The sequence below is a fragment of the Kitasatospora sp. NPDC058243 genome, from assembly GCF_042882025.1.
Taxonomy (GTDB): domain Bacteria; phylum Actinomycetota; class Actinomycetes; order Streptomycetales; family Streptomycetaceae; genus Kitasatospora.
Genome location: NZ_JBHVWW010000076.1, coordinates 40,614 through 47,264, shown reverse-complemented (window position 1 = coordinate 47,264; position 6,651 = coordinate 40,614). Strand labels below are relative to the sequence as shown.

At 68.5% G+C, this 6,651-nt stretch carries 7 protein-coding genes and 1 pseudogene; 4 read left to right on the top strand and 4 right to left on the bottom strand.

The features are described from left to right. A partial coding sequence (locus tag ACFVX9_RS34220; protein ID WP_387985569.1) for a transposase domain-containing protein occupies nt 1–408 on the bottom strand: 408 nt, incomplete at its 3' end. Nucleotides 409–642: 234 nt separating this feature from the next. Between ACFVX9_RS34220 and ACFVX9_RS34215 the strand changes: the two genes are divergently transcribed. Then, nucleotides 643–801: a hypothetical protein gene (locus ACFVX9_RS34215; protein ID WP_380487364.1), complete on the top strand. Its 159-nt coding sequence runs from the start codon at nt 643–645 to the stop codon at nt 799–801. A gap of 713 nt (nt 802–1,514) precedes the next feature. Then, entirely contained in the window at nt 1,515–3,455 is a 1,941-nt protein-coding gene (locus ACFVX9_RS34210; protein WP_380487362.1) for a DNA/RNA helicase domain-containing protein, read from the top strand. Between the two features lie 110 nt (nt 3,456–3,565). Here ACFVX9_RS34210 and ACFVX9_RS34205 read toward each other — a convergent pair. The 3 genes and pseudogenes from ACFVX9_RS34205 to mca form a co-directional block, all read right to left on the bottom strand. Next, nucleotides 3,566–3,724: pseudogene (locus tag ACFVX9_RS34205) on the bottom strand (DUF255 domain-containing protein); the annotation flags it as partial. Nucleotides 3,725–3,802: 78 nt separating this feature from the next. Continuing rightward, the gene (locus ACFVX9_RS34200; protein WP_063348010.1) at nt 3,803–3,994 is read right to left on the bottom strand and encodes a hypothetical protein; all 192 of its coding nucleotides are present in this window, start codon (nt 3,992–3,994) and stop codon (nt 3,803–3,805) included. Nucleotides 3,995–4,043: 49 nt separating this feature from the next. Continuing rightward, nucleotides 4,044–4,949: a mycothiol conjugate amidase Mca gene (gene mca / locus ACFVX9_RS34195; RefSeq protein ID WP_063351176.1), complete on the bottom strand. Its 906-nt coding sequence runs from the start codon at nt 4,947–4,949 to the stop codon at nt 4,044–4,046. 240 nt (nt 4,950–5,189) lie between these two features. Here mca and ACFVX9_RS34190 point away from each other — a divergent pair, with 240 nt between their 5' ends. Both ACFVX9_RS34190 and greA read left to right on the top strand, forming a co-directional pair. Further along, on the top strand, nt 5,190–5,606 hold the full coding sequence (locus tag ACFVX9_RS34190; protein ID WP_063348011.1) for a DUF4307 domain-containing protein: 417 nt from the start codon (nt 5,190–5,192) through the stop codon (nt 5,604–5,606). Between the two features lie 479 nt (nt 5,607–6,085). Further along, nucleotides 6,086–6,586: a transcription elongation factor GreA gene (greA, locus tag ACFVX9_RS34185; protein WP_063348012.1), complete on the top strand. Its 501-nt coding sequence runs from the start codon at nt 6,086–6,088 to the stop codon at nt 6,584–6,586. The last annotated feature ends 65 nt before the right edge of the window (nt 6,587–6,651 follow it).

Here is a 6,651-nt window from a genome sequence, read left to right as displayed (position 1 = left end):
GCCGTCCACCGCCACCACACGCCAACGCCGATACCACGCACCCGCGGTCCCGGGCACGGCCATCGGACGGCACACCCGGGCGAACAGCAGACGCAACGGCTCCGGCCCCAGCCGCCGCCGGGCCCGGCCGATCGCGGCGGTCGTCGGCACCCGCCACGACCGCCGCCCCTCTCCCAGTCCCTCACCCAGCAGCCGCGCGACCTCCTCGTAGCCCTGCCCGAAGAACAGGCACATCGCCAGCACGAAGTACACGACCACCCGCGCCGGCAACAACCGACTGCGCTGCTCGGCCCGCCCGGTCTCAGCGATCACCTCATCGACCAGACCCGGCGGAAACACCTGCGTCAGCACCCCGATCGCAATCCGATCCGACAACCGCTCACCCGCACACGACTTGACCTGCCCCACCCTCGCCACACCACAACCAACGAGACAGACACACCAAAGTCACTGGCATTGAGCCTAGAAGTACGTGACCTGGGCGATGTAGATCTACAACCTGCCGACGAGGGCCTCAGCTGTCTCGCTCGTGTCTGCGGCACCCTCGAGCACGCACAGAACGGACAGGCCATCGCGAGCTGCGCCCTCCTCGGGCCGTCCGGCATTGGCGAGACCGGTCTCGCCAATGCCTACGCCCACCACTTGGCAGACTCCTACGAGCAGGTCTTCCGGATCACCGCCGAAAGTGATGCCTACCTCATCAACTCATTCCGGACCGTGCACGATTGCCTGCTGCGCAGCGTCGACCAGCCCGCCGGGGAGAGAGCCCAGCTGGGAGACCTGGTCTGCGCTCTCTCCTGAGCGCTTCCGCCGAGCGCTGGCTGATGATCCTCGAAAACGCGGTCGACCTGTCAACGACCATGAAACACTGGCCACTCATCATCGAGCTCGCCTGTGGTTACCTCGCCGGCCGTGAACTCAGGCTCACCGAGGCCCCAGAAGTACCTGACTAGAATCCGGGACCTCGCCCTTAACGATCCGTACTCTGTCCCGCCGGGATATCCGCGCACACTCATCGGAGCGGTCCGCCTGGCTCTGGAACGATTGGCCGGGTGGACGATCCCCCGAGGGCCGGAGGTATCAGCTGTCGCGCTCGCACCAAACTGACCACGCGGGCAGCGAGAACGTCCCGGCCACTGTTGCGGGCGGTACCCCGTGCCGGTCTCGCTGATCCCACCGGCGACGGATCGCGATACCCGGTCACGACCCGTGACGCCTTCTCTCGCCGGATCGATGCCGACACACCTCTGAGCAGGCGGACACCGACCTCATGCTCACACTGGAGTACGTCCTGCACAGCGGCCTGGTCACGCCGGGGCCGTTCAAGCACCGAGCTCCGCTTCAGGGCAGCCGGGGCCACATCCACCAACACCCATTCGACAACCACGACCGGCCTCTTCTGTGGCGGTGACGCCACCAGTAAGTGACGCGCAGGCTGGCTGCAGAATCGATTCTGCTAGGTTCCAGATGGCTCAGCTCGCAAGAGCTTTCACTCACTGCTGGGGGTAGACGGGATGGCGGTCGGGGGCGGCTGGAAGCCGCTGGAGGCGTTCTGGCCCGTGCAACGTCTGGTGCGGGACCGCCACCAGCTGGTCCGGAGGATCAGCGAGTGCTACTCCGCCGCGCACCCGAAGGACAAGAAGCCGAGCCCCTCGGATGTCAGGTCCTGGCGTGAGAGCGTCTACGAGCTGGCGACCACGCTGGACAACCTCGGGCTCGGCCAGGTGCGGATGTTCATCGAGTACCTCGCCGACGGCCAGATGAACCACATCGACGTCGTCCTCGCAGGACGGCATCCATCGGGACGGCTCAGCTATGCGGTCATCGAGCTCAAGCAGTGGGGCAGCATCGAGCGTCCAACCCTGTCGGAGACGGCCGGGCTCTGTGCCTCTTGCAGGGCGGAGGGGAACACCACGCTCTGCCGGCGCTGCGCCAGGGATCTGGTCTACGCACCGTTCCCTGAGTACAAGAGGCACCTCAAGCATCCTGCAGTCCAGGTCAGCAACAACATGGACGACCTGCGCAAGCACCACAGCATGTTCGACGACCGCTACGTCAACCTCGTGGGCACGGCCTACCTGCACAACCTGATGGGTCCGGAGCACCAGTGGATCAGCCGGGTGTCTCCTCGCCCGGGAATCCCCACGTTCACCGCGCGGCAACCGGGGGACCTGGAGAAGTTCCTAACCGCGAACTTCAGCTCCGACTCCGGCGCGGAGGCCGCACAGGAGTTACTCGGACGCCGACGCTCGAGCAACCTTCTGACCGACGAGACCGGGGCGATCATCAACGGGCACACCCGGTTCAGTCTCGTCGAACACCAACTGCGGGCGGTCCGGGCTATCGCCGATGCCACGGCAGCCGTCGGGTCGCAGGGGGTGAAGAAGGTATTCGTCATCGAGGGACGTGCGGGCAGCGGCAAGTCACTCGTTGCGCTCACAGCGCTGGGAGAAGCGCTGCAAGCCGGGCGCTCTGCTGCCTTCGTTTCCGGTGGCATCGCCTCTCGCGACACCTTCAAGCGGGCCGCCAAAGGTTACCAAAAGGTCTTCAGACCACTGGTGCAGGTCGCCGACAAGTTCGGGCCCGACGAGCTGGACCTGATCGTCTGCGACGAAGCTCACCGCCTCAGCCTGCGACCGAAGACCGGTTCCTTCGGGATGCGGAAGACAGGACCGACCTCGGTGGAAGAAGTCGTCACCCACGCTCGCGTGCCGGTCTTCTTCATCGACGGTGACCAACGCCTCTTCGCGGAAGAGGTCTGGTCTCCTGAGAGACTCAAGAGCGAGCTCCAGAACCTCGGTGTGGAGATCGTGCCGATCAGCCTGGACCGGGTGCTCCGAACTGTCGGCAGCTCGACCTACGACACCTGGGTCAGCCGACTCACGGCCGGAGACCCCATCGCGTGGCGCCCGGACGGCGCCACCGATCCCGAGCCTTTCGAGCTTTACTACGCTGACAGCGCCGCCGAGATGGAGTCCTTCCTCCAGAGCAAGGACCCGGCGGGCGTGAGCGCCCGGATGAGCGCCGGAATGTGCTGGGGCTGGACCGACGACACCGGCACCTTCCCCGACGTCAGCCCCGATCCCGACTGGGCACGCCCCTGGAACGCCGGCGACAACCACAGCACCCAGGGAATACCCAAGCGGAAGTTCTGGGCGACCGACCCCGGAGGCTTCGGGCAGATCGGGTGCGTGCACACGGCCCAGGGGCTCGAGTACGAGTGGGGCGGCGTGATCATAGGCCCCGATCTCACGTGGGAGGACGGCGCCTGGGTCGCCCACCGCGAGCACGTGAAGAGCAAGGCTTCACAGATCAAGGACGACACCGAGCTCACCAGGGCATTGCGCAACGCCTACGGCGTACTGATGACCCGTTCCATCTGCGGCCTGGTGCTCTACTCGGTCGACCCCGCCACCAGGAAACTCTTCGCCGACCTCGGGGTGCAGAAACTCTGATCCGCCCATCTCCTGCTTGTCGGGTCGGTGGCTCGCCATGGGGCCTCGGCTCGGCCAGGTGGTGCCGGCAAGCTCCCGCCAGACCCACTACTCGGTTGACAAGTTCACTGGCACCAGTGGCACGCGGCATACCCGACGCTGAGCAGCACCGGCACCCCCCGCCGCTCAGCCTCGGCGAACGCCTCCGGCCCCCAGGGCCACCAGTCGACCGGGTTCTCGGCATGCTGCAGCAGGTACGGCGAGGTCGCGTCCGCGAGACGGTTCGGCATGCCCCCCATCCTCGCGCATCGGGGGCCGGGCGCCGGGACGCCGGCTGCGGCGAGCCGGGCCCCGCGCGCGCCCGCGCGCTACTCCTTGGGAGCTTCCGGCTCCTCCGCGAAGTCGACCTTCTTGAACTGCCGGTTCATGGACTTGGCCAGGAACCAGGTGGCCACGCCGAGGGCGGCGAAGACGACGAAGCCGAGGAGTCCGGGGGTGACCTTGGCGTCGTCGACGGCGAGGTCGGCGGCGAGGTTGACGAGGTTCACGGGGGCGCTCATATCTCTATGGTGGCCCGGCTCACGGGGAGCCGGGCCATCGGGGGGTGGTTCAGTCGCGCGTGTCGGCGGCCTCGACGGCCAGGGTGGGGGTGCGCAGGCCGGCGAACAGGTCGTCCTCCGGCAGGTCCACGTCGATCAGGGTACGGGCGAGTTCGTAGTCCTCGGTGGGCCAGACCTCGCGCTGGACGTCCAGCGGGACGCGGAACCACGGCCCGTCGGGGTCGATCTGGGTGGCGTGGGCGATCAGGGCGCGGTCGCGGGTCTCGAACCAGTCGCCGCAGCTCACCCGGGTGGTGATCTCGCGCTCCTGGCGGCCGCTCTTCTCCCAGCCCGCGATCCACTCGCCGTACGGCGAGTCGTGGCCGTGCTCGGTGAGGTACTGGTGCAGGGCGCGGATGCGGCCCATCGGGAAGCCGTGGTTGTAGTAGACCTTCAGCGGCTGCCAGGGCTCGCCGGCCTCCGGGTAGGCGTCCGGGTCGCCGGCGGCGTCGAAGGCCAGCATGGTGATCTTGTGGGTCATGATGTGGTCGGGGTGCGGGTAGCCGCCGTTCTCGTCGTAGGTCGTGATGACCTGCGGCTTGAACTCCCGGATCAGCCGGACCAGCGGTTCGGCCGCCTCCTTCACGTCCTCCAGGGCGAAGCAGCCCTCGGGCAGCGGGGGCAGCGGGTCGCCCTCGGGCAGGCCGGAGTCGACGAAGCCGAGCCAGGCCTGCTTGACGCCCAGGATCGCCCGGGCCTCGTCCATCTCCTTGCGGCGCACCTCGTGGATGTTCTCCTCGATGTACGGGTCCCCCTGGAGCTTGGGGTTGAGAACCGACCCGCGTTCGCCCCCGGTGCAGGTGGCCACGAGCACGTCCACTCCCTGCTCGACGTACATGGCCATGGTGGCCGCGCCCTTGCTGGACTCGTCGTCCGGGTGGGCGTGCACCGCCATCAGTCGCAACTGCTCAGTCAACGCCTTGCGTTCCTTCCACATATCGGGCGTTCCGCGAAGTCCGGTCCGCCCACCGTACGAGCCGCTCACGTCGGGGCCGCGTCGCCGCGGGACCGGCCGCGGACGTACCCCGGCCCGGTCGAGCCCCGCCCCCGCCGGACCGGCCGCGGGCGTGCCCCTCCTATAGTGACGGACTGGAGGAGCGTCGCATTCCCCCGCACCACCCGCGCGGCCCCTCCCGTCAGGAGAGGACTGGGTCCGATGAACGCGAGCACCACCACCCCGCAGCTGCCCGAGGGGCGCTACGGCCGGCGCGGCGACCGCGATTCGGACCGCCGCCTGAAGGTGGCCGGCGCGGTCTGCGGCGTGCTGGGCCTGGGCCTGGTGGCCTGGCTGGGCGGCTCCTACCTGCTGCGCGAGACCACGATCAACGGCTCGGTGCCGACCTTCCAGGCGGTCTCGGACTCCGAGGTCGAGCTGCACCTGGCGGTGCGCAAGAGCGGCGGGACGGCCGGCAGCTGCACGGTCCGCTCGCAGGGGTCGGACGGCTCGGTGGTCGGGGTGGCCGACTTCCCGGTGCCGGCCGGCGGCTCCAGCTACGACGCCGTGGTCACGCTGCGGACCACCGCCCGCGGCACCACCGCCGAACTGCTGGGCTGCACGCCGGCGAAGAAGTAAGCCCGCGAAGAGGTAGGCCCGCGAAGAGGTAGGCCCGCGAAGAAGCGCGAAGGAGTGGGCCCGGCCGCCTGCGCAGGGAGTCCGTCCGGCCGCCTGCGCAGGCGGCCCGCCCGCCGAGTCGCACCGGCACCGCGCCCCGCTCACCGGTACTCTGCCGGGCACCACCGGTACTCTGCCGGACACCGGCGCATAACCGATCGGGAGAACGGGCATCCGTAGGAAGTCCCGCACCCGGCCCGGCACGCACCACCGCCGTACACCGTGGCGCATTCGCTGTACACCGTGGCGCAACGCCGACGTCAATGGCGCGCCAACGACCCTTCTGCTTGTCGGCAGGACTTGTTAGGCTCGTGGTTTCGCCCCTTCCGCACCGGATGGTACGGGAGCGGGCGTTGCTTTGTAGTTACGACCGATATCACCACCAACCCTGCTGACGACTCACACCCGCAGCACAGCCCCAGCACCTACGAGGAGCACCCGTGACCCAGACCAGTGAGAACGTGACCTGGCTCACTCAGGCCGGCTACGACCAGCTGAAGGCCGAGCTGGATCACCTGACCGGGCCCTGGCGCATCGAGATCGCCCAGAAGATCGAGGCGGCGCGCGAGGAGGGGGACCTCAAGGAGAACGCCGGCTATCACGCGGCCAAGGAGGAGCAGGGCAAGTACGAGCTGCGCATCCGCCAGCTGACCCAGCTGCTGGAGCGCGCCAAGGTCGGCGAGGCGCCGGCCGACTCGGGTGTGGTGGCCCCGGGCATGGTCGTCACGGTCGCCTTCGACGGCGACGAGGACGACACCATGGAGTTCCTGCTCGCCTCGCGCGAGGTCGCCGGCTCCGACACCATGGACGTCTACTCGCCGCAGTCGCCGCTGGGCCGCGCGATCGACGGCAAGCAGATCGGCGACGAGGCGACCTACGAGCTGCCGAACGGCAAGCCCGCCATGGTGAAGATCGTCAAGGTCGTGCCGCACGCCGGCTGACCCAGCCCGATCCGGCCTGACCAGACCTGACCTGACCGACGAGGGCGGCCGCGGAGTCCAGGGAC